Source organism: Pseudomonas sp. NFACC04-2 (assembly GCF_900119265.1).
GTDB lineage: Bacteria > Pseudomonadota > Gammaproteobacteria > Pseudomonadales > Pseudomonadaceae > Aquipseudomonas > Aquipseudomonas fluorescens_AA.
The window spans coordinates 147,776-173,346 of the sequence record NZ_FPJC01000006.1 but is presented as its reverse complement, the minus strand read 5'-3'; the positions used below and the strand labels follow the sequence as shown (position 1 = coordinate 173,346).

Below are 25,571 nucleotides of genomic sequence, written 5' to 3'. Positions count from 1 at the left end.
ATGAAAATACTCGTTGCGGTAAAGCGCGCCATCGACCCGAATGTGAAAGTCCGGGTGAAAGCCGACGGTTCAGACGTCGAGCTCAATGGCGTGAAGATGGCCTTGAATCCGTTCTGCGAAATCGCGGTGGAAGAGGCTATTCGCCTCAAGGAAAAGGGGCTGGCATCCGAAGTTGTGGTGGTTTCGGTGGGCACGTCGGCGTCGCAGGAACAACTGCGCACGGCATTGGCGCTCGGCGCGGACCGGGCGCTTCTGGTCGAGACGAGCGCGGTACTGGAGCCGCTCAATGTCGCCAAGTACCTGAGCAAAGTGATCGATCGGGAAAAGCCGCACTTGATCCTGTTCGGCAAACAGGCAATCGACCAGGAAAACAACCAGGTCGGGCAGATGGTCGCGCAGTCGATCGGCAGCGGTCAGGCCACTTACGCCTCTGCCGTCAATCAGGTCGACGGGCAATGGGTCGTCGAACGTGAAGTCGACGGTGGCAGCCAGGTGGTCGCCCTTGCCATGCCGGCCGTGGTGACGTGTGACTTGCGCCTGAACCAACCGCGCTACGCCTCGTTGCCAAACATCATGAAGGCCAAGAAAAAACCACTTGAAATCATTGTCGCTGACACCTTGGGCGCGAGCGTGAAGGAACACGCTCGATTATTAGGGGTGGTCCCGCCTGCGGTGCGCAAAGCGGGGATCAACGTCGGTTCGGTGGCCGAACTGGTGGATAAATTGAAGAACGTTGCGGGGGTGATTTGATGCGCACATTGGTGATCGCCGAGCACAGTGCCGGTCAACTGACGGCAGGTACGTGGAGTGCCGTGACCGCCGCCATGGCCCTGGGGGCCGAGACGGATTTGCTGGTGATGGGCGGGACGGCCGCATCGGCAGTGGCGCAACAGGCGGCGCTCACCCGGGGCCTGGATCGGGTGCTACTCGCACAAGAGGCGATGTTCGAAAATGCCCTGGCTGAAAATGTTCAGCCGCTGATCACTTCACTGGTGGCCGAGGGGTATACGCACGTCGTTGCCGACGCCAGCAGCATGGGCCGCAATGTACTGCCGCGGATCGCGGCGAGCCTGGATGTCGGCATGCTGTCCGACGTCACCCAGATCGTCTCGACGGACACATTCCAGCGACCCATTTATGCCGGCAATGCCATCGCCACGGTGCAGTCCCTCGATCCGATCAAGTTGCTCACCGTCCGCGCCTCGGCGTTCGCCCAGGCCTTGTCCCACGAGTATCGCTGCGAAGTGGTGGCGGTGGAGGGCGGGCAAAGCGCAAGCAATGTGCGCTTCATGAGCGAGCAACTGACGGCCAACGAAAGGCCCGACCTGTCGAGCGCCCGCGTCGTCGTGTCCGGTGGCCGCGGGATGCAGAGCAAAGAGAATTTCGCCCTGATCGAGCGGGTGGCGGACAAGCTTGGCGGTGCCGTAGGGGCCTCGCGTGCCGCGGTGGATTCGGGGTTTGCCCCCAACGATCTGCAGGTCGGGCAGACCGGGAAAATCGTCGCGCCAGAGCTTTACATCGCGGCGGGTATCAGTGGCGCCATTCAACATTTGGCGGGCATGAGTGGTTCAAAGGTCATCGTTGCGATCAACCAGGACGCTGAAGCGCCGATTGCCCAGGTGGCGGATTACATGTGGGTGGCGGATCTGTTCGAGGCCTTGCCGGCGCTCGAAAAAGCACTGTGAGTGCTTACATTCATAAGTTCCGCCAAAGGGCGGAGGAGGGCCGGACGACCTGAATACATGAAGGGTTTCGCATAACCAGAACTTATCCATGCATAACATTAAATCCCTTGAGGAGTGTAATGGCACTCTGCTTTGATGAGGGAACGTGAATTCTTCTGCTGCCCTGCCAATAACTATTAATACAGTATGCGGAGATGCACCATGATGACGTTTTCCAGTAAAACTCGTATCGGCTGGCTTGCAGGCCTGGCGATGGCCGCCGGCAGCCTGATGGCCCACGCCGAGGAACCCACGCCCATTCGTATCGGTTGGGTGAATTGGTCGGATACGGAAATCGCTGTAAAGCTGGCGGATACCGCATTGCGCGACCACTTGAAGCGACCGGTCAAATTGGTGCTCGCCGACATTGGCATTCAGTTCCAGGCCTTGGCCAACGGCAATATCGACCTGATCCCGATGGTCTGGCTGCCGAACACTCACAAGGCATTCTATGACAAGTACCAGGACAAGCTCGAAGACCTTGGCGTGCTGTATGAAGGTCGGATCGGCATGGCCGTGCCAACGTCCATTCCCGCCAGCGAACTCGCCACTGTCGAGGACCTCAACAAGCCTGAAGTGCGGCAAAAGCTCGACGGCAAGATCCTGACCTCGGAAGTGGGCAACGGCCAATACAAACTCACGGAAAAGGCCATCAAGGAATACAAGCTCGAAGGCTACAAGATGGTCGCCTCTTCAGAGTCTGGCATGCTGAGCGAGCTGGATCGCAACCTCAAACGCGACAAATGGGCATTGATCAACGCCTGGAGCCCTCACTGGATGTTCGCCAAGTGGCCGCTGCGCTACCTGGATGATCCGAAGCAGGTTTTCGGCGGCGCCGAGCAGATTCACGCGATTGCCCGCAAAGGCTTTAGCGCCGAACATCCCGATGTCGCCCGGTTCTTCGCCAACTTCAAGATTCCCAAGGCCGACCTTGAGAAGCTGATGGCGACCGCCCGTGACAGTTCGGCAGACAAGGTCGTTGCCGAGTACTACGCCGCCAACAAGCCTCGTTTCGAGGCCATGTTTGGCAGTCAGACCGCCTCGGCGACCGTCAGCCAGTAATCGCCGCCGTTGCTTGATAGGTGTTTGCAGTTCGGTGCCCTTGACGCAAAGTGAAGGGCGTCGGCTGTCATCGATACTGTAGGGCTACCCTTGGACATGCCGGGACCCGCTTCCAGTACCGCTGGGATACGTTGAGCAGCCTGTCATCTTCTTCTGCGTCTGACTCAGGAATGGGGTTGAAAACGATGATCACCCGTCACGAGCCTTTGTCGTTGGATCCGTCTGTCACCCGCAGCGCGCAGTGGCTTCGGCGATCGCTGCATGAAATCCTCTCGAATCACCTGGGGGACGGTACATCCGGGGCGACACAGGCCTATGCCGACGCCCTGGGCCCGACCGAGTGGACCCTCAAGATGCCGCCGGCAACGCCCCGCGCGTTACCGGCAGCCCTGGCGCCCTATTTGGCCCAGGCATTCGACGCTGCGCCAAGCGTCCCTGAACACCTGGCAGGGGTATTGGAGGCGTTGAAGGCGCTGGTGCCCCATGTTCCCTGGATCAATCGTCAGGCCCAGGCTGGCCAGGACGATCGGTTCGTGGAGCGGCATCGCCATGGCATGGTCACCGGTCCAGGGGGATTGTTCGACTGTCCCGGCATGACCCTGGGATTGGCCCTCATGGCGCCTGAAACCTGTTATCCGTTCCACCAGCATCCTCCGGCTGAGTTCTATCTGGTGCTGTCCCCAGGCGACTGGTATCGCGAGGACGCAGGCTGGTGGACGCCCGGGGCAGGGGGCATTGTCATAAATCCACCGTCCTGCACCCATGCGATGAGATCAACGCAAGTGCCACTCCTGGCGCTGTGGGGATTGCTCCATGAGCCCTGCGCTTGAGGCTAAGGGTCGAAGACTACAAGTCATTTCAGAGGCTGAACGATGTCCGTCACCACATTGGGTATCAAGTTGGATGGGGAAACACGGGCCAGGCTGAAGTCGGTGTCGGCAAAGCTGGACCGCACCTGCCACTGGTTCATGAAACGGGCGATCCTGGATTTCATCGAAAAGGTCGAAGCCGGGGCAGGCATTGAAGCGCTCGTCGCGGTCGAGGCGCTGGAAAGAGACGCTGCGCGCCACAGCCTCGCAAGACGACGCAAGGATACCGTTGCGCTAGAGCCGTGCACGGGTGATGCACGCCGTGGGTGATGCCCCACGGCCGCAACTTGGAATCCTCTTGTGCCTGCTTTCCATGCTGCTCTTTGCAAGCCAGGACGGGATCACCAAAGTGCTGGTCAAGGACCTTCCCGTCGCCCAGCTTGTCATGGTGCGTTACTGGGTATTCCTGGCATTCGCTGTCGGCTATAGCCTTTATCGCGGCCACCTGGGAGCGGCGTGTCGAAGCCATCATCCTGTCCTGCAGGTCATTCGTGCCTTGCTGGGGGTGGGCGAAAGCGCGTTGTTCGGATTGGGGCTGCGCTACCTTGGCATGGCTGAGATGCATGCCCTGTATGCGGTGTTTCCGCTGATGACCCTGGCCTTGGCAGGCGCGTTCCTGGGGGAGTTCATCGGCGTCCGCCGCTGGATGGCTGCGGCCATAGGGTTCTTGGGGACCCTGGTGATTCTCCGTCCGGGAACCGGCGTCTTCGAATTGGTGGCGCTGATTCCGCTATTGTCGGCCCTGGGATTCGCGGTCTTCAGTGTGCTGACACGTCGGATCAGCCGGGATGATTCATTCGCGACGAACATGCTCTACATGGGCTTTTTCGGCGCCCTGGCCATCACGTTCTCTGGCTTGCCAGGGTGGGTTTCGCCGACTCCGACACAGTGGGGCCTGATCGCCGTGCTGTCGACGATCGGCATGGTGGCGCAGCTGCTACTCCTCCAGGCGCTCAAGTACGCAACGGCAGGTACGCTTCAACCGTTCAATTACACGCTGTTGGTGTTCGCCACATTCATCGGCCTGTTCGTGTTCGGCGAACTGCCCGACCTATGGACCGTCGTGGGGGCGTGCATGGTGATTGCCGGTGGCCTGTATGCGATCAAGGCGAAAGGTTAGGTGACCTGTTTTATCTTATGCGTGTTAGGAATAAGCATAACTGAATATATTCCTTGTCCGTATTAGTCGTCATGCTAGATTGTTCCCACCGGACAGCCGGATATGTTCAACCTAATCGATGGTACGACTATGTCCGGTGTCCGAATCTTTCCAATCAGCCTCGAGGCTTTGTCCTATGACCAAGCCTATGGAGCGATTTCTCATTCCGGCAATACCCATATCAGTCCTGAGACCTTCATTGCCGTCCCATTCGTGACCGGCAAACCTCTCCCTTGTCAGGCTAACAGCGAAGCCTGCAGTGCAATCAGCGAAGGCTTGGCGTTTCTGCTCTACGCCATGTGACACAGCGCTGTTGGCACTTCCATACCGTAACGTCAGTCAGTCATCTCCAGGTAACACCCGTCCCGGGTGGTAGCTTGAAGTGTGAGTGATCGGGCGTCTGTTCAGCGCAGCCTATCGCGACTTACCACCATGCCAAATTATTTGGATGAAGCTCATCGAGCCGAAATCGTCAGGCTCAGCAGAACGTTGAGCAGCCAGACTGAATGGCCCACCTGGCTTTTACTGGTCGGCTTTTATCTGGCCTGGGCTCTTATTGTTTTTCACGGGCAGGCACTTGGCCAACTTATCAGCATTGTCTTGTTGGTTCCGCTGGTCGTGCTCTGGATGTCGATTCAGCATGAACTGATCCACGGTCATCCCACCCGATGGCCCATGATGAACAAAGCCTTGGGATTCCTGCCGTTTGCCGTCTGGTATCCCTACGACATCTACCGGGACACGCATTTGGCCCATCACAACGATGAAGTGCTGACTGTGCCCGGACAAGATCCAGAAAGTCGCTATGTCACCCGCATGTCCTGGGTGCAATCACCCCGTTATATGAAGGCCTTGTTGTGGGCGAACAAGACCTTGGGCGGGCGCCTGATCATCGGCGCGCCGTTGGCATTGATGACTCTTGCAAGTACCGCGTTCGGAGGATTGTTGCAGTCAGAGCGAAGCAGTTGGCGGATGTGGCTCATTCATCTCTTGAGCGTGGGGGTGTTGCTGGGATTGGTTGAACAATACAGCGCCATCAGCGCACTCCAGTACCTCTTGCTTGTGGCACTTCCAGCATTGTCCATTTCAATGGTCAGGTCGTTTTACGAGCATCGACCGTCAACGCTGCCAGAACACCGCACGGTGATCAATGAATCCTCAGGGCTTTTGAGTTGGCTCTTTCTTAACCTCAATCTTCACTTGGTCCATCACGATCTTCCCGGTTTGCCCTGGTTTTATTTGCCCCGGGTGTATAGAGCCAGGCGTGAACAATGGATCGCGCGAAACAATGGCTATGTCATCCGTGGCTACTTCCAGTTATTGCAGAGACATCTGGTCAATCCCGTGGATTGTCCTCGCCATCCTGCCAGGCACTAAAAATACTCAAGCCAATCTGGGCGTCGGAAAATGATACGTTTTGAAGCCATCAAGAAAACTCATAAAGGCAGCCCGCGAATGGCCGTGAGCGATTTAACGCTTCATGTCCGGAAGGGGGAGATCTGCGTATTTGTCGGACCAAGTGGCTGTGGCAAAACGACCATTTTGCGAATGATCAATAGACTGGACACCCAGGACAGTGGCCGTATCTGTGTCAATGGGGTGGCGACCGATGAGCTTGATGTCGTGACGCTTCGCCGTGGCATCGGTTTCATGATGCAAAGCTCAGCCTTATTTCCTCATCAAACCGTTGCAGAAAATATTGGCGCTGTTCCGCGGCTCCTGGGTTGGAACAAGCATCAGATCCGCCAGCGCGTGAGCGAGCTCATTTCCCTGGTCGGACTTCAGCCGGAATTTCTGGACAGGTACCCCAATCAACTGTCGGGCGGACAGCAAAGTCGTGTTGCCTTGGCGAGGGCATTGGCCTCGGACCCACCGGTTGTATTGATGGACGAACCCTTTGCCGCGCTTGATCCGGTGATCCGCGAGCGACTGCAGGACGAACTGGTTGCGCTGCAGAGGCGTTTGCATAAAACCATTATCCTGGTGACCCATGACATGGAAGAGGCCATCAAGATTGGTGATCGGATCGCCATCTTCGAGGGCGAAGGAAAGCTTGCTCAGTTCGATACACCTCACAATATCCTTGCCCATCCTGCCAGCGAGTTTGTGAAGAACTTCATCGGCAAGGATCCGCTGTTAAAAAGACTGTCGCTGATGAAGGTTTCTGATCTTCCTGTGGATGAAGTCAATTGCGAATTCAAACTTTTGCTGGATGATAAGTCCAATCCGCTGAAGTGGGTCAGCGAATCGGACTTGCCTGTCCCTGAACTTACCACGGTTTCGAATAATGACTCGTTGCATCACGCACTGGTTAAAATTCTAACGGCTCCGCTCGGTGTGGTTGTTCGAGTGGACGAGTCGGGCGGTTACGAAGGTTGCCTGTCGATTGCCAGCTTTCACAGCGCACTCAATGAGCGCCGCTTTGGAAGTGCGCAATGATTGACTGGTCCTGGATCGTTGAAAACTGCCAGCAGATCGGCCAGCTGTTATTTGACCATATTCAGCTAGTGACCTTGGGCTTGTGTATAGGAATGTTGTTAGCGGGCGCAATGGTGCTCTTGACGTTGTGGAAGCCAGGGTTGGCGCAGCCCATGATTTATGTCAGCGGAATACTTTTTACCATTCCGTCCCTGGCACTGTTCATTTTGATAATGCCCTTTACCGGTTTGTCCAAGACGACGGCGGTGATTGGTTTGAGCCTGTATGCCTTGCTCATTGTGTTACAGAACACTTTGGCGGGCCTTGCGAGCAACCCCCCGGACGTGCTGGAAGAAGCCCGCGCGCTAGGGTACACGCGAATGCAGAGATTTCTGGGGGTTGAACTTCCCCTGGCGCTGCCTTCGTTATTGGCAGGGCTGCGAACGACCGCAGTGACATTGGTCGGGCTGGTGACGGTTACTGCGTTAATTGGTCAAGGCGGATTGGGGCAGCTGTTCATTACCGGGTTGGCTCAAAGTTTCACTACGCCTGTGGCGGTCAGTTTGGTCCTGACGGTGATGTTGGCGTTATGTTTTGATTTTCTGTTTTATTCAATCAATAAATGGCTGGTCCCTTGGGTGCGCTAATGAACAGCATCGCAGATGTCTACCTCTGGTTTTCTCTTCCTGAAAACTGGTTCGGCGAAGACGGGATACTCAGTCGACTGGCGGAGCATATTTATTATGTGTCTTCGAGCCTGGCTATTGCTTGTGCGATAGCGTTGCCGCTCGGCGTACTCATGGCCAACTACCGCAAAGGCGCGCAAGTGGCGATAGGGTTGTTCAATATTGGGCGGGCATTGCCCTCCCTGGGTATTGTGATACTTGCAATCATGGTCATTGGTTATGAAACCAGCACGGTGATAATCGCCTTGGTCACCCTGAGCATCCCGCCGATATTGACCAATACCTATGTTGGCATCGATCAGGTGGATTCGTCTCTGAAGCATGCTGCCAAATCGATGGGGATGCGCAGATGGCAGATGTTTATTCAGTTGGAATTACCGTTGGCTTTTCCGCTGATCTTTTCTGGATTCCGATCAGCCCTGGTGCAACTTATTGCTACGGCCACCATCGCCGCCTATGCAGGGTTCGGCGGGCTGGGCAGGTTTCTCATTGACGGGCTTGGTCGAAATGATACCCCTCAAATCATTGGCGGTGCACTGCTGGTGTCGGCACTTGCGATAGTCAGCGAGTGGGTTTGTTCAATGATCGAAACATTCATGGTTCGAAAATGGCGAGCGGGGGATGTTGGACTGAGCGCTCCATGATCAGGGGCATATGAAAGTGCGTATTAATTCTGCAGAGGTACAAATCCAAATGAAAAACAAACAACGTTCGAAGACTCGTTCAGCGCACTCGGTTTCACTGTTGCTGGGATTAGGCTTGCTGGTGGGCAGCGCATTTGCCAGTGCCCAGTCCATCACCGTAGGCGGGGCCAATTTTTCCGAGCAGACGATTCTCGCAAATATCTATGCATCAGCTTTGAAAAAGGAAGGGATTGAGGTCAAGACCCGGCTCAATCTGGGGAACCGCCAGATCATCGCCAAGGCGTTGGAAAACGGGGATATCGACGTTGTACCCGAGTACATAGGATCACTGTTGAGTTTCTATGACGACAAGAGCGCCCTGACCAGCCAAAAGGAGATCGTCAGTGCCTTGCAACAGAAGTTGCCGGCGGGCCTCCAGTTGCTCGAACCTTCGGCCGCGGGCTCTATTACCGCTTGGGCCGTCACCCAGAAAACCGCAGAAAAGTACAACCTGCACACCTTGTCCGACCTGGCGCCCGTCTCCGGCGAACTCACGCTGGGTGGGCCTCCCGAAGTCACAACTGCCGCCTTAGGCCTGCCCGGGTTGAAGGCGGTCTACGGCATCAACTTCAAGAGCGTCAAATCGCTGGACATGGGCGGGCCCTTGTCGCGGCTGGCACTGAACTCAGGCGCTATCGACGTCGCCACGGTGGTCTCCACGCAAGGCATCCTGGCAAAAGAACCTTGGGTTGTGCTCGAGGACGACAAGCACCAGCAGCCCCTGCAAAACATTACGCCACTGGGGCGCAAGGCGTTGCTAACCCCAGAAGTCACCAAAGTGCTCAACGAGGTCTCTGCGAAACTGACCGATGACGACCTCAAGCAACTCAATCGCCTGGTTGATATCGATCACAAGGATCCCGCAAAAGTCGCGGCGCAGTGGGTCGCTGAAAATACCGTCAAGGCGGCCAACTGAACATGAATGCGATGTGGGTAAGGTCGCGGAGGCGTTATGTCCAATAAAAGTATGATTTTGAATTTGTTCTTTTTTAATCCCCAAGGGGATCATCGTTTTTCCTGGCGCCACCCACTGTCGCCGACCAAGGAAATATTGACGCTGGGCTACTACGTGAAACTGGTGCAGGCAGCCGAAGCGGCGAAGTTCGATGCGGTTTTTGTCGCGGATCACGTCGCGGTCTGGGACTCCGTCGCCAGTGGGTTGAGGCACTACGCCAACGCCCGCCTTGAACCGATTACGCTCTTGTCCGCATTGGCGGCTGTCACCGATCACATCGGGCTGATGGGCACCGCTTCAACGTCTTATAACGAGCCCTTCAATATTGCGCGATATTTCGCTTCGCTGGACTACCTCAGCGCAGGGCGAGCCAGCTGGAATATTGTGACGTCCTGGTTGGAAGAGGAGGCTTCGAATTTCGGATTGTCAGGCGTGACCAAACACGGCGATCGTTATCGGCGGGCGGAGGAGTTCATCCATGTCGCCAAGCAGCTTTGGGACTCCTGGGAGGAGGGGGCTCTTGAGTTTGACAAAGACAGCGGCGATTTTGCCGACCCGTCTAAAATTCACCCGATCCATCACAAAGGCGCACATTTCAACGTGCGTGGGCCGCTTAACGTGCCGCGTCCACCGCAAGGACATCCGGTCCTTGCCCAGGCGGGGTCTTCTGAAGCGGGCAAGGATCTGGCCGCCGCCCATGCGGACGTGCATTTCTGTTTTATCAATACGGTCGAAGAGGGGCTGGCCTACAGGGCCGATTTGAATCGCCGGCTCGAGTTGAAAGGCCGGCATTCCAGTGATCTGAAAATCATTACCGGGGTGCTTCCGGTGGTTCTGGAGAATGAGACCGAGGAGGCGCGACGTCGGCAACTGGAGGACAGCCTCATTATCGATGCCGTGGCGATTGATCTGGTCTCCAGCTACACCCGTCTTGATCTGACAGGCCTGTCGCCGGACAGCCCACTACCCGCGTTGCCGGATGAATCTGAGTTCGATGGCATTCGAACCGAGCTGGCCCTGCTCAAGAAGTACGACACCTCGTTGTCCATCCGTGAAATAGGGCGCCGGCTGGTCAAGAGTTCCAGTACCTGGCTGCTGATCGGAACGGCGGAGCATATTGCCGATAAGCTTTCAGCGTTGTACGAGTCGAATGCCGTCGATGGCTACAACCTCATGTTTCCGTTTTTGCCCACTGACTTCCAAACATTCACCCGTGGCGTGGTGCCTTTACTGCAAGCCAGAGGGGTTTTCCGCAAGGAATATGAACCCGGGACCCTGAGGGATCGCTTGGGTTTGAAGACGCCTGCCAATCGCTTCCTGCTGTGATCAGCGTCAATCACAATCCTCTGAATGGATTTCATATGATCAGCGATCTATCCATGTACCTCGCTCCCGCCAGGGTTTTACAGGCACAAGACGCCTGGCTCCAGCGCATCCTGGAGATTCTGGGTGAGCGCCGTGAGCAACAGCAGATCGTTGATCCCATGTCCCATTGGCTTTCCCCTGATCTGTTGTTATCCCAGACCTGCGGCTATCCCTTCGTCACGTCACTACGGGGAAAGGTGAGGCTGATAGGGCGTCCGAGCTATGAGCTTGCTCATAGCTCGGGGGGTGACCATTGCAGTTTGCTGCTGTGTAGAGCTGATTCGCCCGTGACTGATCTGGCGGGCTTGCAGGGCAGCCATGGACTGATCAACGCCCGGGATTCCAACTCTGGAATGAATTTATTGCGCCACACGTTGGCGGGGATCAGCGACCGTGGTTTTTTCTCGAAACTCACCTTCACCGGATCCCACAGGGAGAGCATGCGAAGACTGAAAAAGGGCGAGGGCGATTTGGCTTCCATCGACAGCGTCACCTACGACTATCTGGCGAGAGATAACAGTGCCGAGATCGACGGTCTTAGAATCCTGGTGCGAAGTGTGCGCAGTCCCTGCCTGCCTTACATAACGTCGATTCGTCGAACGGCGACGCAAGCAGACTTTATCAGGAGCGCAATGAACGAAGCCTTGGGCCAGCTTCCTGAGATTTCCCGTGACCTGGCGATCAGGGAAGTCCTGCCGGCCAGTGAGGCTGACTATGAGTGTCTTCTGGAGTACGAGCGCAGTGCGGCCAATCGCGGCTTTTCGTTTGTATCATCCTGAGCCGCGAGCCGTCCCTGGCTCGCCACCTCAAACAGGCTAGAACCTGAAGCGCCCAACCAAGCCCTTGAGCTGCCCGGAAATATCCGTCAAGCGTCCTGAGCCGGTCTGTGCCGAGTGAGCGAACTCCTCGACCAACTGGGCATCGGCATGAATCTGCGCGATGTGCCGGTTGATGTCTTCGGCCACCTGGTGCTGCTCCTCCGCCGCCGTGGCGATCTGGGTGTTCTGGTCGCGAATCGAGTCCACCGAATTGCGGATCTTGTCGAAGCTGTCACGGGCCTGTTGAATGCGCTCGACGCTGGTGTGCGACACCTGCAGGCTGCTTTGCATCTGCTGGGTGACTTCCTGGGTGCGCCGTGCGAGGTTGCCCAACAGGCTGTCGATTTCGCCGGTGGAGTCGGCGGTGCGCCGTGCCAGCGCCCGTACCTCGTCGGCCACCACGGCGAACCCACGACCTTGATCGCCGGCCCGTGCGGCTTCGATCGCGGCGTTGAGGGCCAACAGGTTGGTCTGTTCGGCAATCGAGCGAATGGTGTCGAGGATAGTGTTGATGTTCTTGCTGTCTTGCTCCAACGCCTGCATGGTCTGGGTCGATTTCTGCAGGTCTTCGCTCAGTTTCAGCACGCTGCCGGTGGCTTCGCCGATGTGATGCTGGCCGTCGTGTACATCGCGGTAGCCTTCGTCCGCACTGGAGGCGGCCTGGCTGCAAGAGCGGGCCACTTCGTTGGCGGTGGCAACCATTTCGTTGAACGCGGTGCTCACCAATTCCACGGCCTGGCGCTGGCGCCCGGCCGCATCGTTCATGTTCTGGGCCACGTGGCTGGTATCGGCCGCGGCGGTTTGCAGGTCGGAAGAGGCGCTGCCGATGCGTTGCATCAGTTGCGCGATCATGCCCAGGAACTGGTTGAACCAGCCCGCCAGGGTGGCCGTTTCGTCCTTGCCTTGCACGATGAGTTTGCGGGTGAGGTCGCCTTCACCTTCGGCGATTTCCTGCAGACCGTTGGCAACACCGCGAATCGGCCGCACGATCACGCTGGCGAAACTGGCGCCCACCACGGCGAAGACCACGGCCAGCGCGGCGGCGATGGCGGCGATCAGCCAAGTCAGGCTCGAGGCCTCGGACATCACTTCATCGCGCTTGATCAGGCCGATGAAGCGCCAGCCCAACCCTTTGGAGCTGACCACGTTGGCCATGTAGGGCACGCCGTCGATCTCGATTTGAGTCACGCCATCGCTGCTTTTGGCCAGCTCGGCATAGTGGGGGCCAAGGTCGGCCAGCGGCTTGAAGTTGTGCTTGGCATCGGCGGCGTCCACCAGGACGTTGCCGTTGGCTTCCACCAGCATCAGGTAGCCGCTGTCGCCCAGCTTGATGTTCTTGACCAGTTCAGTGAGCTGCTTGAGCGATACGTCCAGGCCAACCACCCCCACCAGCTTGCCGGCGGCGTCTGAAACCGTATGTACGATGCCGATCAATGAGACATCATCCGGCGCCCAATAATAGGCATCCGTACGCACGGTGGTACCCGGCGCGGCGATGGCGGCCTTGTACCATGGGCGCACCCGCGGGTCGTAGTTGGATATCTTGGGATCGTCAGGCCAACTGGCATAGCCGCCGTCGGCCAGGCCCAGGGAAAGATAGGCGGTGGTCGGGTGGCTCTTGGCGAATCTGTCGAAGATCTCCAAAAGCTGTTTGTTGATCTCGGGGAGAGGAATTTGTGCGGCGTCGGCACCGGAGTAGTTTTTCAGATCCTTGGCTGCGACGATCCGTGGATCCTTGGCGAAGAATTCGACGTTCTGGCTGATGCCATCGAAGAACTGCTTCATGCCGTTGTCGATCTGGCGGATTTCACGGCCGCTGCTGTCCAGGAAGTTGGCCTTTGCGGCGTCGCGCAGGTTCATTACGACAAGCACCGCTACCAGGATAACCGGGAGGCAGGCGATGGCCGCGAACGCCCATGTCAGCTTCTGTTTGATGTTCATGACTTCTCCCGCGGAATATTTTAAGTGTTGGAACGGCGGAAACAGCAGTGGTTGGCGTTGCGAGTCTCTGGAAGGGAAAAGCGCCCATGCCTACTGCCAGTGTATCGACCAAAGTCGTAGGCACTTGAGGCTTGCCATTTTGGCGCGGGACGATCGGTAGAGGGCGTAGGCGCGATTGCAGCCGACTTGACTAGTCTGGAAGATAGCGTGGTTTGCTCTGCGCCTTCGCCCTGCGGCTCAGGCACCCACGTGCAGCAAATCCTCATCGTCTTTAATGTATTAACGAGGCCCTATGCCAAGCGCATTCGAGAGCGTACTCAAAAACAAGAACATGGCTTATCGACCGCTCGGAGCGGCGCCCGCCAGCCAGGCGCCGATCCGTGTCGCGTTTGTATTGATGGACAACTTCTCGATGATGTCCTTCACCGGTGCGGTGGATGCGCTGGTGACCGCCAACCTGATGAGCGACATGCCCCTCTATGAGGTGCTGACGGTGGGGGTTTCAGGTGGGCAGGTGACGAGCGACCTGGGCATTGTCATCTCGACGGACATCGAACTGGCGCAGATGCCGGAAAACCAGGACGTGCTGATTGTCGCCGGGGGCTTTCGCGTGAAGTTGCAAGGCCATCCCTTGCTGCGCCGCAAGCTGCGCGCCAATGCGACGTCCGGGGCGATCCTGGGCGGGTTGTGGAACGGTGTCTTCTTCGTTGCCGATGCCAATTTGTTGGATGGTTTCGAATGCGCTGTCCACCCGGAAAGCCGAGCCATGATGGTGGAGGTGTTTCCCCATGTGAAGGTGTCCAGCCGGGCCTATGTGGTGGATCGGGAGCGGGTCAGTTGCGCGGGCGCCAACAGTTCGCTGCGCATGATGCTCCAATTGATTCGCCAGACGGGCGGAGCGGCGCTGGTGGGGGCCATCGAGGAAATTCTGCGTTGTGATGAGTCAGGTGACGACGCGACGGACTTGCCACCGGTTTTCGTCGAGACCGACCCGACGCTGCCGGAAAGCCTCAAGTTGGCGTTGGAGCTGATGTGGCAGAACGTAGAGGAGCCCTTGACCATCGATGAGCTGGCGGCGTGCGTGAAGATTTCCAAGCGTCAGTTGGAGCGACGTTTCTGCAGTTTTCTCGGTGCGACCCCAACGCGCTATTACCTGGAGCTGCGCCTGACGCGTGCTCGTCAACTCATCCAGCAAACCAATCGGTCCGTGACCGAAATCGCCGTGGCGACAGGCTTCGTCAGTTCCCCACACTTCCAGCGTCGTTTTCGGGATTTCTTTGGTGTGCCGCCTGGCAGTTACCGTTCGAAATCGGAGCGCAAGCAAGCCTTGCGCTGAAGGCGCTGACGGATTGGAAAGTGAGTTTTTGGGGGCGGGGAGGGCTACGAAGTTCAGCGGGAGCAAGCTCCCGCGTCACGGATACAAATCAGCTGTTATCGTCGGTTTGTGTTTCGGTGGGCAGGTCTTCGGTTTGCGGAGCGGCTTGCGATGCGGTCAAAGTCGTCTCCTTGCACAGCACCTTGCCTACCTCGTCGGCTATCGAACCGTCGATGATTCGCCCTTGCATCTGGTCGAACTGGGCTTTTTCCAGCACCGCGAGGCTGTTGTACATCCCCATGTGCCGTACATTGCGGCTGGCGCAGTCGAGTTCGAGTTTTGTGTAGTTGGTGAAGTAAGCACCCGATCTCTGCACGGTGGCCTGGATGGCTGAGCCGCTGTCGATAAACGACACGATGGAGTACACGGCATCCGAATCATCGTAAAGGTATTTGATGTTCTGAACTTCCGCGACCGCACTACACGCAATCGAGATTAAGGCGAGGGACATGACGGTTTTCATGCTTTCTTCCGTGAATAAGCAAGTCAGTAGATTAGTGGCAAATTGAGATCAGCTTGCCGGGATTCATGCATTGTGTCAATTTTCTTCGGGCGGCCTCGATGACCGCCGGTCAGAAACGAAATCCTTTCGGGAACTTTATAGATCCCTCCAGCTCGTGGCAACAGACGAGTGCATTTCAGCCGATTAATAGGCCCTGCCCGAAATGCACCGCAGCTCCATTAGATCAAAGCCTGAATTCGGCCAATCGCCTGACTTTTTTTAGAAGTTTTTCGTCTGAGCTGCGTCAGTAATCACGGTTTCAGGATTTTTCGAGCTTTTTGTGCGCCGAAAGGGAAATCGAGTATCAATGCAAAAAGAATCGCCCCGGCGGAGATCAGGAAAAGCAATCCGTGGTGTCCGCCACTGGCATTGAACAGTGCCGAGTAGGCAAGCCCGGCCAGCGCCTGGAAGGTGGCGAACGAAACGGTGGCCCGGCTCCAGGCCAGTTGTTGGCGATGATGGTCAGGAACCAGTTCATGCACTCGGGCCAGGGCCAAGGGCACGATGCCCGGCGGAAACGAACCGATGATCACGGCTAGCGGCGCCAGTGCCATGAAGGTGTGTGAAACCGTCAGCAAGACGAGAGCAATCGCTTGCACGGCCAGGACCAGTCGGATGCTCTTGCGCGCACCGAGGTGATCGGCGAGAAAGCCATAGCTCACCGGCCCGATAATCGCCCCGAGGCCATACATTACCCAGACCATTGCCCCGACATGTGCCCCGGCACCGAGGCTGCGCGCCACGTAGTCGACCAAAAAGACCATCGCAGGCACGAGCCCTGCGGCCATGAACGCATACTGGCCGAACAGCTGGAAAACCGCAGGAGGCAGGGGCTCGTCGGGCGCAGCGCTGGCTGTAATCTGCACCGTGTCCCGGGGCCAGCCAAACCAGCTCAACCCGGTCAATGCCAGCGAGAGGGCGCCAAGCCCCAGCCAGGTGGCCGGCAGGCCCAGGCTCAACAGCGGCGGCACAATCGTTCCTGAACCGGCGATGCCAAGGCCGATGCCAAGGAAAATCGCGCCACTGGCCAAGCCTTTGCGTGCCGCCGGTACATGGGGCAATGCAGTCGCCGCCACCAGTACCATGATCGCGCCGCCGGCGATCCCCGACAGCAGTCGCCAGGCGAAATACCAGGTCACCGACACCGGGAAGGCACAGGCGAAAAATGCGCCGGTCACGACGAGCATCATCAGCCGCAACGCGCTCCGGTTGGTCAGTCGGTGGGCCATGGGACGGCCGAGCAGGGCGCCGATCAGGTAACCGACCAGGTTCGCCGCTCCCAGGTAGACCACGTCGTTGGCAGAAAACCAACGGGCCTCGATCAATGCCGGGAGCAGTGGCGTATAGGCGAAACGCGCCAGGCCGATGCTGACGAGGCTGGCGCAGAGGCCGGCGAAAATGGGCAGCCAGAGGCTCGTGGGAGGTGATTCGAGCGCAGCGGATGAGGGAGTCATGACAGCGATCCTGTAAAGGTTTATAGCGACCAGCATATCGGCTATCGTTGCTGCGTTTGTGCAGCGATTTAGCTTCATGATGATGCATATGTGCAGCGTGGAGGGTGAATGAATTGGGATGATGCGCGGGTGTTTCTGGCCGTTTGCCGAGCGTCGACCTTGCGCGGTGCCGCGCGGGTATTGGGGGTGGATCAGGCGACTGTGGGGCGGCGCGTTACAGCGTTGGAGAAGTCCTTGGATGCCGCGTTGTTCCTGCGTACCCCAGACGGTTACGCATTGACAGCCGTCGGCGAGGCGGCGCTCAAGGCGGTGGAGAAGATGGAGCATTCGGCGCTGGAACTGGAGCGCCGAATACAGGGCCTGGACGATCGCCTGATCGGCAATGTCCGGGTCGCCACCACCGACTCATTGGCCATCGACTTCTTGATTCCGGCCATTGCCAGGTTGCATGGGCGTCATCCTGATGTGCGCGTGCAATTGGATGCGTCCACGCAGATCCTCAGCCTGGTCAAGCGCGAAGCGGACATCGCCGTGCGCAACACCCGGCCCGACAACCCTGACCTGATCGCTCGGCGAATCGCCCGTTGGCCAGTAGGATTGTTTGCGTCCCAAGCCTATGTCGATGCCCGTGGCGTACCATCGCCCGGCAGCGAGTTCGATGGACATGACTTGGTGGTTTATCAGCCTTACTGGCAGGGCAGCAAGGATTTCACCCTGGTCTCGGAGCCGATCAATCGCGGACGGATCGTGGCCAGCCTGAGTTCGAGCCTGTTGGTGCGCCGGTCGATTGCCGCGGGCCTCGGTGTCGGGGAAATTCCGCTGTACATGGGAGCGCGTGACGGGTTGCTGAGGATCTGGCCGGAGCGCACACGTGCGCTGCCTTACGAGGTCTGGCTGGTCACCCACGCGGACCTGCGCCACACCGCACGGGTGCGGGCAGTGATCGATGAGATTGTCGAGGTGTTCGCACAGGAGAATGAGTGAAGCGTTGGGGCTCCATTACGAAACACCCTGTAGACCCTGTGGGAGCTTCATAGCCTCTAGGACAATTTCTCCAACAGGGCCTAAAGGGTGTTTCATGGCATCTGTGGCAGTTCCTGCGGCCGCAGATCGAACACGAGCACCTCGGCAGCCTGGCCGTGACTCAAGGTCAGGACCTGCTCCTCGCGCACCCGCACACCATCACCTTCCTGTAATTGCACGCCGTTGAGCTCGACAGCGCCTCGGGCCACATGCACGTAGGCATAGCGATCCGGAGCCAGGGTCAGGGTGGCGCTTTGTTCGCCATCGAACAGCCCAGCATAGACCCGTGCATCCTGGCGCACCTGGAGCGAGCCGTCGGCGCCGTCCGGGGAGATGATCAATTGCAGGCGACCGCGTTTCTGCTCGCTGCTGAAATGCTCCTGTTGATAGCGTGGCGTGGCGCCACTGACGTTGGGCACGATCCAGATCTGCAGGAAGTGCACCGGCTCGTCCGCACTGTGGTTGAACTCGCTGTGGGCCACGCCGCTGCCGGCGCTCATCAACTGCACATCACCGGGGCGAATGACCGAGCCCGTGCCCAGGGTGTCCTTGTGTTCCAGCGCCCCTTCAAGCACGTAGGAAAAGATCTCCATGTCCCGGTGGGGATGCTGGCCGAAACCCTTGGCCGCGGCGACCCGGTCGTCGTTGATGACCAGCAGGTCGGAGAAGCCCTGTTCGTTGAGGTTGCGGTAGCTGGCGAACGAGAAGGTGTGGAATGAGGTCAGCCAGCCGTGGCGGGCAATGCCGCGGTCTGAAGCTTTACGAAGGGTCAGCATGAGGATTCTCCTGATGTCTATGGGCAGCGGCTGGGCCGTTCGCCGGGTTCAGAAGAAGGTTAATGGTTATCCTGAAGTTCAATAAGCAGGTGAAAAACGAAAGACTGTCCGTTTTTAGTGGACAATCGAGAATGCCTACCGGCGGATGCTTCGCTTCGACATAATGCTGACGAGAAACCCTGTGGAGCGAGTTTGCTCGCGATAGCGATGTGTCACTTACATCGATTCCAACTGATCCGACGCTATCGCGAGCAAGCTCGCTCCCACAGGGGGTATTTATGGTTTCTGGATTTTTTGGCGTCTTTTTAAATGAAAACCGTTGCAATGGTGCTGTTCCCGGATTTTTTGCTGCTCGACATGGCCGGGCCTCTGGAAGTGTTTTCCATCGCCAATCGTTACCTCGAAGGGGACCTGCGTTATCAACTGTTGACCCTGGGTACCGAGCGCGGGCCACTGCGAGCCTCCAACGGTGTGATGGTGCAGGCCGATATCCATATCGACCAGGCATGGGCAGCCTATGACGTGTTGCTGGTGCCGGGCGGGCCGGGGGCCTACAACGACCGGCATCCGGGGCTGCACACCTGGCTGCGGGCCGCGGCGCAACGGGCTACGCGCTACGGCTCCATCTGCACCGGTGCCTTCGTGCTCGGTGAGGCGGGCTTGCTCGACGGTTATCGCGTCACCACCCACTGGCATTACACCGAACGCCTGATACAACGTTTCCCCAAGGCCCAGGTGGAAACCGACAAGATCTTCCTGCAGGACCGCCGCCTGATCACCTCGGGCGGTGTCACCGCCGGGATCGACCTGGCCCTGTCCATCGTGGCCCAGGACCACGGCCGCAAAGTCGCGTTGGACGTGGCCAAGGTGTTGCTGGTGGTGATGAAGCGCCAGGGCGGCCAGGCACAGTTCAGCCCCTCGGTGGCGGCGGTGTCGACGCAGGAATCGGCCATCACCCGGGTGCAGAATCATGTGATGGAGCATCTGGAAGAACCCTTCACCATTGAGCGCATGGCCGCCCTGGCCTCCATGAGCGCGCGGCACTTCGCCCGGGTCTTTGCCCGGGAAGTGAAGATGACGCCCATGGAGTTCCTGCAGGGCGCGCGCATCGACAGGGCGCGTCAGTTGCTGGAAACCACTGATCTGCCGCTCAAGACCGTGGCGTTTCGCAGCGGCTTCGGCAGCGTGCGGCACATGCGCTTTTTGTTCGGTGAAAAGCTCGGCCTGACCCCGGTGCAATATCGTCAGCAGTTCAGTTGAGGCGTCAGTGTCCGTCCAGGGCACCGTGATGTCCGTGGCGCTCCCAGTGCCAGCATTGTCCTGACGCCTGCGCCTGCCAAGATTACGGCGAACCCTTTGGAAAGGATGCGCAGGAGCCCAGGGCAGACGTGTTCGGTGATCCGCACGCTGGCGCCCGCACCGGTTATCCAGCGCTGGATCGCCCATGAACAGTTTCGTCAAACCCGATAGCGAGCCGGCGGTAAGCTTCGGTCCGTTCGCCTTCTACCGGCAGCAACGGCTGGTCACCCGAGACGGCCAGCCCCTCACGCTGGGTGGCCGGGCCCTGGATGTTCTGCAGGTACTGGTGGAGCACGCCGGTCACTATGTCAGCAAGCAAACCCTCATCGCACACGTCTGGCCTGACAGCGTCGTGGAAGCCATCAACCTGCGGGTGCACATCGCGGCGCTGCGCCGGGCCTTCGGCGACGGGCGGGATGGCGCTCGCTATATCCTCAACCACCCGCGACAAGGCTATTGCCTGGCGATGCCTCTGGTGATGCAAGAAGGCGTTGAGTCGCCTTTGAGTCCCCGGGCCGAGCGACACAACCTGCCCACGCGCTTGAGCCCGGTGATCGGCCGCGACAGAGTCCTGGGACGGCTGCTGGCGCAAGTGCCCCGTCAAGCCTTGACCACCGTGAGCGGGCCGGGTGGGGTCGGCAAGACCACCGTGGTGTTGCGGGTGGCGGAGCTGCTGCTTGAGCACTTTGACGACGGGGCCTGGTTCGTTGACCTGGCGGACGTCAGCGATTCTTCACAGGTGATGGCGCGGGTGGCCGGCACGCTGGGCCTGGCGCCCGGTTCTTTGGGCCGGCGCCTTGAGTCCCGCCGCATGTTGCTGGTGCTCGACGGTTGCGAGCACGTGCTCGATGCCTGTCGAGAGTTGGCCCAGGCATTGGCTACGGCCTCGCCCGGGGTGTCGCTGTTGTGCAGCAGTCGCGAGCCCCTGGCCCTGCCAGGCGAAAAAATCGTGCCGCTGCCGGGCCTGGCCGTTGCATCGCCCCTGGAACCCGAGCACCAGATCGTGGCGTGCCCGGCGGTGCAGTTGCTGGTCGAACGGGTGGGCGCCCGGCAACAGGGTTTCCAGCCCGTTGGTCGCGACTGGTTGATCCTGGCCCAGATCTGCCAGCGCCTGGACGGCTTGCCGCTGGCGTTGGAACTGGCGGCGGCCCAGGTCGACGTCCTGGGGTTGGCCGGGGTCCTCGAACAATTGGATTACGGCTTGTCACTCTTGAGCCTCGGGCGACGTACGGCGGTGGCCCGGCATCGAAGCCTGGAGGCCGTGCTGGATTCGAGTGTCGAGCGTTTGAGTGCTGAGGAACAAACCGTGTTCCAGCGTCTGGCGGTGTTCGAGGGGCCGTTTACGCTCAGGGCGGCGCTGGCAGTGATCAGTTGCGCTGAGCTGAGTGTCGGGCAATTGCCCTCGTTGCTATTGCGGCTGGCGAGCGTGTCATTGCTGATGGTCGAGCCGCTGGCCGACGGAGGGGGTTTCCGACTGCTGCACACCACGCGCGCCTATGCCCTGGACAGATTGCGGCGCAGTGGTCAGTGGCCCGTGTTCCATCGGCGTTATGTGCTGCAAGGCGCTTGGGGCGCGGGTCATTCAAGGCCCCAACCGGCGAGTCAGTCCCTGGAGCAGCGCGCCGGCTTCCAATAGGTCGGGGGTGTTGAACCCCTCGCTGAAGCGTCCGTAGACCGGCCCGAGCAGTTCCTGCGCGGCTTGGACTTGCCCGCGGCGTTGCCACAAGCGGGCCAGGGACGTGGCGCTGCGCAGTTCCCAGGCCAGGGCATGATGACGACGGGCGACGGCCAGGGCGGCCAGCAGTTGCGTTTCGGCGGGGCCTTCCAGGGAGGGCTCGTTCCGGGCCAGCCATGTTTCGGCGCCGGCCCGCAGGAGCTCCGCCGAACACCAGCCCGCGGCGCCACTGCGGGCCCGTTCCAGTTGCGCCGGGCTGACAACGTCAGGGCGCAGGGTAACGGCGATGTCCTGGATCAGCCCGTTTGTTGGGCTCGTCTCCAGGGGCTGGTCGTTGAATACGCTGTCGTAATGACAGGCCCACTCATGGAACAGCATCACCGAATGTTTCTTGGCCTGCTGCTTCAACAGGTCGAGCCTTTCCCGAGCAGTCGGATGATCGCCGGTGTAGTGAGCAATCACGCAACCGGCCAGCGCCAAGGTGTAGCAGATCGAAATGCCGTGATTGATCTGCAAGGCGATCTGCAGCGCCAGGTTGGCGGTACGCCGGGCTTTCTCGGCAAAACCCTGCAGCCAGAGGATGCGCGCCAGAGTCGTCAGCGCGGCCACGCTCTGGTCGTATTGCACGCCGAAACCGTGGCTGAAGCGGCTGAGGTGGCCGCTCTGGGCCAGGCGCTGGATCACCTGTTCGGCCTCACGCCGCGCCGCGCCCTGGTCGCCGGTGAAATGCAGCGCGAGCACCCGCAGGCGTTGAGTGCTCAAGGACAGGATCGGGTCGCCCTGCAAACCGAGCCGGTCGAAATCCAGGCTGTGGGCCAGGGCCTGTTGGTAGTTGCCGCAGCTGAGGTCCACGGTCATTTGCCCGGACACGGCCCGCAGCTCGCTGGCCAGGTCCTGGCATTGGCGGGCCAGTTGCCGGGCGGTGGCGAAGGCTCGAACCGTGGCCGGCGTGCCGCCTTCGGTGTGGTAGTTGAAACTGGCGTGGGCCAGCTCCAGGGCCAGGGTCAAGCGTGGGCAGGGTGTGGGGCTGGCCCGCAACAATTGCAGCGCCTTGTTGACGTAGAGGCCATGCTCCTTGAGCAGCGACAGCTCCTGCCAGAGGGGCAGGGTGCGGGCGGTCAGGCGGATTGCCACGGCGTGTGAACCCTGCGGGCCCAAGCCGCGGTCGAGCGCCGCGCGGATGTCGTCGCGATAGTCGGCGTAGCGGGCGATCCACAGTCGGGTGGGGGTGTTCTCCCAATCGTTTTCCGCTTGCCCCATGAGGGCCAGGCAACGTTCGGCGTGGCGTTCCTGGCTGGCCGCCAATTCCCCGGCTTCGGCCAGTTTTTCCAAGGCATAACGGCGGGTGGTGTCCAGCAGGCGATAGCGCACCTCTTCATCGCCGACCTCGACGTTGAGCAACGATTTGGCGACCAACTGGCTGACCGACACCAGCACCTGGTCGGGTGCGACATGCTGGCCGACGATCACCGCCGCGGCCGAGGCCAGGTTGAAACTGCCCATGAACACTGCCAGCCGCCGCAGGCAGGTCTGCTCGCAGGCCGTGAGCAGCGCGAAGCTCCAGTCCAGCGTGGCGCGCAGGGTCTGCTGGCGGGGGGCGGCGTCGGTGTCGTTGTGGAGCAGGGCGACGCTGTCTTGCAGTTGCCGGTGCAGTGCTTCGAGGCTGAAGCGGCCGATTTGTCCGGCGGCCAGCTCGATGGCCAGGGGAATCCCGTCCAGCCGCTGGCAGATGTCGACCACCAACGGCACCTCGCGGTCGGTCAGTTCGAAGTCGTCACGGCTGGCCATCGCACGCTCGGCGAACAGTTGCAGCGCCGGGTACTCCAGGGCGGGATAACCCTCGATGGGCATTTCCCGGGGCGGGAATGCCAGGGCATCCAGGCGTTGCACGTATTCGCCTTCGGCGCGCAGGCCTTCGCGGCTGGTGGCCAGGATGTGCAGATGAGGGGCGCCGCGCAGCAAGGTTTCGCTGAGTTGAGCGGCGGCGTCGATCAAGTGCTCGCAGTTGTCGATCACCAGCAGCAGATGCCGCTCTTTGAGCGGTCGGGCAACGGTGTCCAGCGGATCACCGTCCTGCAGCGGCAGGTCGAGCAATGCGCACAGGTTGGGGACGATCATGGCCGCGTCGTTGAGCGATGCGAGGTCCAGCAGATGGGTGCCGTCACGGTAGTGGCCGATCAGCCGTTCAGCGACCCGCAGGGCGACGGTGGTCTTGCCGATGCCGCCGGTGCCGACCAGGGTAATGAAACGCTTTCGTGGCAACTGGGTCACCAGGTTTTCCACCAGGGCCTGGCGTCCGATCAGGCGCGTGCGCTGCAGCGGCAGGTTGCGCGCCAAGGACGGATGAGGGATGCGCGCCAATGGGTCGAGGGATCCGAATGACACCGGCGCGACAAAGCTGTAGCCGCGCTGCGCCACGGTGACGATGTAGCGCTGCCCGGCCTGGCCGTCTCCGAGGGCCTTACGCAGTGCCGCGACGTGTACGCGCAGGTTGGTGTCTTCCACCACGCTTCTGGGCCAGACCCGGGCGATCAGTTGCTGCTTGCTCACCACCTCGCCTGCGTGTTCGAGCAACATCAGCAGAATCTCCACGGCCCGCCGTCCCAGGCGCAACGGTTGCTCGCCCTCCAGCACCAGGCGCTGGCGCGGATGGACCCGGTAAGGGCCGAAATGCACCGTCTGTTCGACGGGCAGGCTGAGGTATTGGCTCATGGTGCTCTCAATGTTTTGGGCCCGATGCCTGGGCTTTACCCGAGCATATTCCTCAGGTTTGGCTTCAAGCGCAACGGCGCAGGCTTCCCTGCCAGGCACAGATCCCCTCGCCACAAAAGCAGTCTTAATCCGGGTTTTTAACACTCTCGTCCCGAAAAAATTAACAACGTTTAACTCACGCCCATGCCCCCTCTGACCAGACCATAAAGCGATCCACCCACCTCAAGGAATCATGTCATGAGCACCTTCATCACCCGCGACGGCACCGAGATCTACTACAAGGATTGGGGCAGTGGTCAACCGGTGGTCTTCAGCCACGGCTGGCCGTTGAACTCGGACAGTTGGGAGGCGCAGATGATGTTCCTGGCATCCAACGGCTATCGGGTGATCGCCCATGACCGCCGTGGACACGGGCGTTCCAGCCAGCCCTGGGACGGCAACGACATGGACACCTACGCCGATGACCTGGCCGAGCTGATCGAACGCCTGGACTTGAAGGACGCGGTGCTGCTCGGCTTCTCCACCGGCGGTGGCGAAGTGGCACGCTACATCGGTCGCCATGGCGCGGCCCGGGTCGCCAAGCTCGGCCTGATCTCAGCCGTGACGCCGCTGATGGTCAGGACCGCGGCCAATCCTGGCGGCTTGCCCATCGAAGTCTTCGACGGTTTCCGCCAGGCCTCCCTGGCCGACCGTTCTCAGCTATACAAAGATGTGGCCAGCGCGTTTTTCGGCGCCAACCGTCCGGGCGCCAAAGTCTCCCAAGGCATGATCGACTGGTTCTGGATGCAGGGCATGCTCGCCGGCCACAAGAACACCTACGACTGCATCAAGGCTTTCTCGGAGACCGATCTTTCCGAAGACCTGCGCAACATCGACGTGCCGACCCTGGTGGTCCATGGCGATGACGACCAGGTAGTGCCCATCGAAACCGCCGGCATCGCCGCCGCCAAATTGCTGAAAAACTCGCAGTTGCTGGTGTACCCGGGCGCGCCCCATGGCCTGACCGATACCCACAAGGATCGGCTGAACGCGGACCTGCTGGCGTTCATCCGGGGCTGAAGGGGAGGTGCCGGAC

General features: G+C 59.7%; 24 protein-coding genes and 1 pseudogene. 19 read left to right on the top strand and 6 right to left on the bottom strand.

Going from position 1 to position 25,571, the window contains the following annotated elements; translation table 11 throughout:
• The 14 genes from BT125_RS11150 (at nt 1) to BT125_RS11085 (ending at nt 11,700) form a co-directional block, all read left to right on the top strand.
• Nucleotides 1–750: an electron transfer flavoprotein subunit beta/FixA family protein gene (locus BT125_RS11150; RefSeq protein ID WP_072406890.1), complete on the top strand. Its 750-nt coding sequence runs from the start codon at nt 1–3 to the stop codon at nt 748–750.
• The gene (locus BT125_RS11145; RefSeq protein WP_072406888.1) at nt 750–1,685 is read left to right on the top strand and encodes an electron transfer flavoprotein subunit alpha/FixB family protein; all 936 of its coding nucleotides are present in this window, start codon (nt 750–752) and stop codon (nt 1,683–1,685) included. The genes BT125_RS11150 and BT125_RS11145 overlap by 1 nt, the downstream gene beginning before the upstream one ends.
• Nucleotides 1,686–1,886: 201 nt before the next feature.
• The gene (locus BT125_RS11140) at nt 1,887–2,786 is read left to right on the top strand and encodes a glycine betaine ABC transporter substrate-binding protein (RefSeq protein ID WP_072406886.1); all 900 of its coding nucleotides are present in this window, start codon (nt 1,887–1,889) and stop codon (nt 2,784–2,786) included.
• A gap of 170 nt (nt 2,787–2,956) precedes the next feature.
• Nucleotides 2,957–3,616 carry a dimethylsulfonioproprionate lyase family protein gene (locus BT125_RS11135; RefSeq protein ID WP_072406884.1) on the top strand — a complete coding sequence of 220 codons (660 nt, stop codon included), beginning with the start codon at nt 2,957–2,959 and terminating at the stop codon, nt 3,614–3,616.
• A 42-nt stretch (nt 3,617–3,658) separates the two neighbouring features.
• A complete protein-coding gene (locus BT125_RS11130; RefSeq protein ID WP_072406882.1) occupies nt 3,659–3,925 on the top strand; it encodes a hypothetical protein in 267 nt (88 codons plus the stop codon).
• Complete coding sequence (locus BT125_RS11125) at nt 3,909–4,775, top strand: DMT family transporter (protein WP_072406880.1); 867 nt, start codon at nt 3,909–3,911, stop codon at nt 4,773–4,775. The genes BT125_RS11130 and BT125_RS11125 overlap by 17 nt, the downstream gene beginning before the upstream one ends.
• A gap of 102 nt (nt 4,776–4,877) precedes the next feature.
• Entirely contained in the window at nt 4,878–5,117 is a 240-nt protein-coding gene (locus BT125_RS11120) for a hypothetical protein (protein ID WP_072406878.1), read from the top strand.
• A gap of 129 nt (nt 5,118–5,246) precedes the next feature.
• Nucleotides 5,247–6,191 carry a fatty acid desaturase gene (locus tag BT125_RS11115; protein WP_072406876.1) on the top strand — a complete coding sequence of 315 codons (945 nt, stop codon included), beginning with the start codon at nt 5,247–5,249 and terminating at the stop codon, nt 6,189–6,191.
• A 30-nt stretch (nt 6,192–6,221) separates the two neighbouring features.
• Nucleotides 6,222–7,253, top strand: coding sequence for an ABC transporter ATP-binding protein (locus tag BT125_RS11110; RefSeq protein WP_072406874.1), 1,032 nt, complete (start codon nt 6,222–6,224; stop codon nt 7,251–7,253).
• The gene (locus BT125_RS11105; protein WP_072406872.1) at nt 7,250–7,879 is read left to right on the top strand and encodes an ABC transporter permease; all 630 of its coding nucleotides are present in this window, start codon (nt 7,250–7,252) and stop codon (nt 7,877–7,879) included. The genes BT125_RS11110 and BT125_RS11105 overlap by 4 nt, the downstream gene beginning before the upstream one ends.
• Complete coding sequence (locus tag BT125_RS11100) at nt 7,879–8,562, top strand: ABC transporter permease (RefSeq protein WP_072406870.1); 684 nt, start codon at nt 7,879–7,881, stop codon at nt 8,560–8,562. Before BT125_RS11105 ends, BT125_RS11100 begins: the two co-directional genes overlap by 1 nt.
• A gap of 10 nt (nt 8,563–8,572) precedes the next feature.
• Nucleotides 8,573–9,517 carry an ABC transporter substrate-binding protein gene (locus BT125_RS11095; protein ID WP_256573756.1) on the top strand — a complete coding sequence of 315 codons (945 nt, stop codon included), beginning with the start codon at nt 8,573–8,575 and terminating at the stop codon, nt 9,515–9,517.
• A 36-nt stretch (nt 9,518–9,553) separates the two neighbouring features.
• Entirely contained in the window at nt 9,554–10,882 is a 1,329-nt protein-coding gene (locus tag BT125_RS11090; protein WP_072406866.1) for an LLM class flavin-dependent oxidoreductase, read from the top strand.
• A gap of 35 nt (nt 10,883–10,917) precedes the next feature.
• Nucleotides 10,918–11,700 (top strand): phosphate/phosphite/phosphonate ABC transporter substrate-binding protein, encoded by a 783-nt coding sequence (locus tag BT125_RS11085; RefSeq protein WP_072406864.1) that lies wholly within the window; start codon nt 10,918–10,920, stop codon nt 11,698–11,700.
• A 36-nt stretch (nt 11,701–11,736) separates the two neighbouring features.
• Here the strand turns inward: BT125_RS11085 and BT125_RS30015 are convergent, their stop codons facing one another.
• Nucleotides 11,737–12,504 (bottom strand): methyl-accepting chemotaxis protein, encoded by a 768-nt coding sequence (locus tag BT125_RS30015; protein ID WP_371857799.1) that lies wholly within the window; start codon nt 12,502–12,504, stop codon nt 11,737–11,739.
• 93 nt (nt 12,505–12,597) lie between these two features.
• Nucleotides 12,598–13,599, bottom strand: a pseudogene (locus BT125_RS30010) (cache domain-containing protein); the annotation flags it as partial.
• 373 nt (nt 13,600–13,972) lie between these two features.
• Between BT125_RS30010 and BT125_RS11075 the strand changes: the two are divergent.
• Nucleotides 13,973–15,016: a GlxA family transcriptional regulator gene (locus tag BT125_RS11075; protein WP_072406861.1), complete on the top strand. Its 1,044-nt coding sequence runs from the start codon at nt 13,973–13,975 to the stop codon at nt 15,014–15,016.
• An 88-nt stretch (nt 15,017–15,104) separates the two neighbouring features.
• On the opposite strand, the gene BT125_RS11070 is transcribed toward BT125_RS11075, so the two are convergent.
• Together BT125_RS11070 and BT125_RS11065 are read right to left on the bottom strand one after the other, a co-directional pair.
• On the bottom strand, nt 15,105–15,518 hold the full coding sequence (locus BT125_RS11070) for a hypothetical protein (protein WP_072406859.1): 414 nt from the start codon (nt 15,516–15,518) through the stop codon (nt 15,105–15,107).
• Nucleotides 15,519–15,808: 290 nt separating this feature from the next.
• The gene (locus BT125_RS11065) at nt 15,809–17,011 is read right to left on the bottom strand and encodes a YbfB/YjiJ family MFS transporter (RefSeq protein WP_072406857.1); all 1,203 of its coding nucleotides are present in this window, start codon (nt 17,009–17,011) and stop codon (nt 15,809–15,811) included.
• A 108-nt stretch (nt 17,012–17,119) separates the two neighbouring features.
• Between BT125_RS11065 and BT125_RS11060 the strand changes: the two genes are divergently transcribed.
• Entirely contained in the window at nt 17,120–17,995 is an 876-nt protein-coding gene (locus BT125_RS11060; protein WP_072406855.1) for a LysR family transcriptional regulator, read from the top strand.
• A gap of 92 nt (nt 17,996–18,087) precedes the next feature.
• Here the strand turns inward: BT125_RS11060 and BT125_RS11055 are convergent, their stop codons facing one another.
• On the bottom strand, nt 18,088–18,810 hold the full coding sequence (locus tag BT125_RS11055; RefSeq protein ID WP_072406853.1) for a pirin family protein: 723 nt from the start codon (nt 18,808–18,810) through the stop codon (nt 18,088–18,090).
• Nucleotides 18,811–19,119: 309 nt separating this feature from the next.
• Between BT125_RS11055 and BT125_RS11050 the strand changes: the two genes are divergently transcribed.
• Together BT125_RS11050 and BT125_RS11045 are read left to right on the top strand one after the other, a co-directional pair.
• Nucleotides 19,120–20,070 carry a GlxA family transcriptional regulator gene (locus tag BT125_RS11050; protein ID WP_072406851.1) on the top strand — a complete coding sequence of 317 codons (951 nt, stop codon included), beginning with the start codon at nt 19,120–19,122 and terminating at the stop codon, nt 20,068–20,070.
• A 184-nt stretch (nt 20,071–20,254) separates the two neighbouring features.
• Nucleotides 20,255–21,745, top strand: a complete 1,491-nt coding sequence (locus tag BT125_RS11045) for an ATP-binding protein (RefSeq protein WP_072406849.1) — start codon at nt 20,255–20,257, stop codon at nt 21,743–21,745.
• On the opposite strand, the gene BT125_RS11040 is transcribed toward BT125_RS11045, so the two are convergent.
• Nucleotides 21,692–24,496, bottom strand: a complete 2,805-nt coding sequence (locus BT125_RS11040) for an ATP-binding protein (RefSeq protein WP_072406847.1) — start codon at nt 24,494–24,496, stop codon at nt 21,692–21,694. The genes BT125_RS11045 and BT125_RS11040 overlap by 54 nt on opposite strands.
• 237 nt (nt 24,497–24,733) lie before the next feature.
• Here BT125_RS11040 and BT125_RS11035 point away from each other — a divergent pair, with 237 nt between their 5' ends.
• Nucleotides 24,734–25,555 (top strand): alpha/beta fold hydrolase, encoded by an 822-nt coding sequence (locus BT125_RS11035; protein WP_072406845.1) that lies wholly within the window; start codon nt 24,734–24,736, stop codon nt 25,553–25,555.
• The last annotated feature ends 16 nt before the right edge of the window (nt 25,556–25,571 follow it).

Excerpts from the sequence above, each read along its gene's own strand:
- BT125_RS11135 (WP_072406884.1), top strand. The coding sequence starts at position 2,957 with ATGGGGTTGAAAACGATGATCACCCGTCACGAGCCTTTGTCGTTGGAT.
- BT125_RS11040 (WP_072406847.1), bottom strand. The coding sequence starts at position 24,496 with ATGAGCCAATACCTCAGCCTGCCCGTCGAACAGACGGTGCATTTCGGC.
- BT125_RS11125 (WP_072406880.1), top strand. The coding sequence starts at position 3,909 with ATGCACGCCGTGGGTGATGCCCCACGGCCGCAACTTGGAATCCTCTTG.
- BT125_RS11150 (WP_072406890.1), top strand. The coding sequence starts at position 1 with ATGAAAATACTCGTTGCGGTAAAGCGCGCCATCGACCCGAATGTGAAA.
- BT125_RS11070 (WP_072406859.1), bottom strand. The coding sequence starts at position 15,518 with ATGAAAACCGTCATGTCCCTCGCCTTAATCTCGATTGCGTGTAGTGCG.
- BT125_RS11110 (WP_072406874.1), top strand. The coding sequence starts at position 6,222 with ATGATACGTTTTGAAGCCATCAAGAAAACTCATAAAGGCAGCCCGCGA.
- BT125_RS11055 (WP_072406853.1), bottom strand. The coding sequence starts at position 18,810 with ATGCTGACCCTTCGTAAAGCTTCAGACCGCGGCATTGCCCGCCACGGC.
- BT125_RS11120 (WP_072406878.1), top strand. The coding sequence starts at position 4,878 with ATGTTCAACCTAATCGATGGTACGACTATGTCCGGTGTCCGAATCTTT.
- BT125_RS11045 (WP_072406849.1), top strand. The coding sequence starts at position 20,255 with ATGAACAGTTTCGTCAAACCCGATAGCGAGCCGGCGGTAAGCTTCGGT.
- BT125_RS11105 (WP_072406872.1), top strand. The coding sequence starts at position 7,250 with ATGATTGACTGGTCCTGGATCGTTGAAAACTGCCAGCAGATCGGCCAG.
- BT125_RS11065 (WP_072406857.1), bottom strand. The coding sequence starts at position 17,011 with ATGACTCCCTCATCCGCTGCGCTCGAATCACCTCCCACGAGCCTCTGG.
- BT125_RS11060 (WP_072406855.1), top strand. The coding sequence starts at position 17,120 with ATGAATTGGGATGATGCGCGGGTGTTTCTGGCCGTTTGCCGAGCGTCG.
- BT125_RS11085 (WP_072406864.1), top strand. The coding sequence starts at position 10,918 with ATGATCAGCGATCTATCCATGTACCTCGCTCCCGCCAGGGTTTTACAG.
- BT125_RS11115 (WP_072406876.1), top strand. The coding sequence starts at position 5,247 with ATGCCAAATTATTTGGATGAAGCTCATCGAGCCGAAATCGTCAGGCTC.
- BT125_RS30015 (WP_371857799.1), bottom strand. The coding sequence starts at position 12,504 with ATGAACGATGCGGCCGGGCGCCAGCGCCAGGCCGTGGAATTGGTGAGC.
- BT125_RS11035 (WP_072406845.1), top strand. The coding sequence starts at position 24,734 with ATGAGCACCTTCATCACCCGCGACGGCACCGAGATCTACTACAAGGAT.
- BT125_RS11075 (WP_072406861.1), top strand. The coding sequence starts at position 13,973 with ATGCCAAGCGCATTCGAGAGCGTACTCAAAAACAAGAACATGGCTTAT.
- BT125_RS11100 (WP_072406870.1), top strand. The coding sequence starts at position 7,879 with ATGAACAGCATCGCAGATGTCTACCTCTGGTTTTCTCTTCCTGAAAAC.
- BT125_RS11090 (WP_072406866.1), top strand. The coding sequence starts at position 9,554 with ATGTCCAATAAAAGTATGATTTTGAATTTGTTCTTTTTTAATCCCCAA.
- BT125_RS11140 (WP_072406886.1), top strand. The coding sequence starts at position 1,887 with ATGATGACGTTTTCCAGTAAAACTCGTATCGGCTGGCTTGCAGGCCTG.
- BT125_RS11050 (WP_072406851.1), top strand. The coding sequence starts at position 19,120 with ATGAAAACCGTTGCAATGGTGCTGTTCCCGGATTTTTTGCTGCTCGAC.
- BT125_RS11145 (WP_072406888.1), top strand. The coding sequence starts at position 750 with ATGCGCACATTGGTGATCGCCGAGCACAGTGCCGGTCAACTGACGGCA.
- BT125_RS11095 (WP_256573756.1), top strand. The coding sequence starts at position 8,573 with ATGAAAGTGCGTATTAATTCTGCAGAGGTACAAATCCAAATGAAAAAC.
- BT125_RS11130 (WP_072406882.1), top strand. The coding sequence starts at position 3,659 with ATGTCCGTCACCACATTGGGTATCAAGTTGGATGGGGAAACACGGGCC.